Below are 1,164 nucleotides of genomic sequence, written 5' to 3' on the forward strand. Positions count from 1 at the left end.
GGGCGTTCACACATCTGCGAGAGGTTGCGGCAAAGGCGGCACCGGCCTGTTGGAGCCGCTGCGGAAAATCCCTATGTTGAAGCGAACACAGGGATATTTCCGAATGAAAAACCTCCTTTGCGCAGCAAGCCTGGCTTGCCTTTCCGGCATTCCCGCAACTGCGGATAGCTTTACCACCACCCGCGGCGTGCGGGTGCTGACGGTCAATGACACGGTCTATGAAGTGGTGCCGCGCGGATCCGGCGGCACCTGGGATTACTGGTGCGCAGCTGCCGAGTACGCCCGCCGCGAGCTGGGCGCAGGCTGGATGGATCGGTTTTACGTGGTGCGGGGACGGGATGTCAGCGTCACCACCGGGCGCCGGTCCTCGGTTCAGTTCACGCTTTACCCGAAGCGGAGCGGTGTCGAACCCAAGACAGGCTGGCTGTCGCTGGGTTTTCGTCCGGGGGAAAGCATGTCGGTGCAGCAGGGATATAGCTATTGCGTGGAAGCAGCAGCCTTTTGAGGATGCGGTCACATTGTTCCACAAAGATGTGTCTTACCGCGTGAACAGCAAGCCGGAGCAGCCCGCCGGTGCCGCCGCGCAGGGCGGGCTGTTTGTTCGGAAAGGGGAACATCAACCCGTCCCGCTGGACCTAGGCCAAGGTTCTGAAAATACCGGCTTTACGCTGCCGGCGGCGGCGCCGAGTGAGGTCGGCCGGAGTTGCCAGGCGGCGCTTGCCAGCCCTTGCACGGCAGTGTGACTGGCTTGTGTTTCAAATTTCCCTACCCTTGGAGAGGCGCAGCCTGACCGGGCATGCGCCCCGCTGAACGAAAGGGAAATGACATGAAACTTGCCGCCGTCGCACTTTTTGCAACGTCTTTGATGATGGCCCTTCCAGACAGTTCAGCTGCCAATTCCAGCCGCCACAGTATCCGGGTCAATCCGGTATCCGAAGGCGTATTCGAAGTCATCCCGAACACCGGCAACGGGTATCTCTTCTGGTGCGGGGCGGCGGATTATGCGCAGCGCGTGCTGCGGGTGCCCTGGAACAGCAATCTGCACATCACCCGCGGGCTGGGCCCCAGCGAAACGACCGGGCGCCGCTCGGCAGTTCAGTTCACGCTGGACGCAAATTTGGCGGCAGCGGCGCCGGCTGGCGGATACGGGTCTGTCAACAGCTG

2 protein-coding genes are annotated in these 1,164 nt (G+C 62.0%); both read left to right on the plus strand.

Annotated features, from left to right (window positions below; all coding sequences use genetic code 11):
* Window positions 1-103: 103 nt before the first annotated feature.
* Complete coding sequence (locus A2I95_RS40495) at window positions 104-505, plus strand: hypothetical protein (protein ID WP_035920176.1); 402 nt, start codon at window positions 104-106, stop codon at window positions 503-505.
* Window positions 506-826: 321 nt separating this feature from the next.
* Window positions 827-1,164, plus strand: a 338-nt coding sequence (locus tag A2I95_RS40500) for a hypothetical protein (protein WP_291737957.1), incomplete at its 3' end; no start/stop codon positions are given.

This window comes from Leisingera sp. F5 (assembly GCF_001593695.1).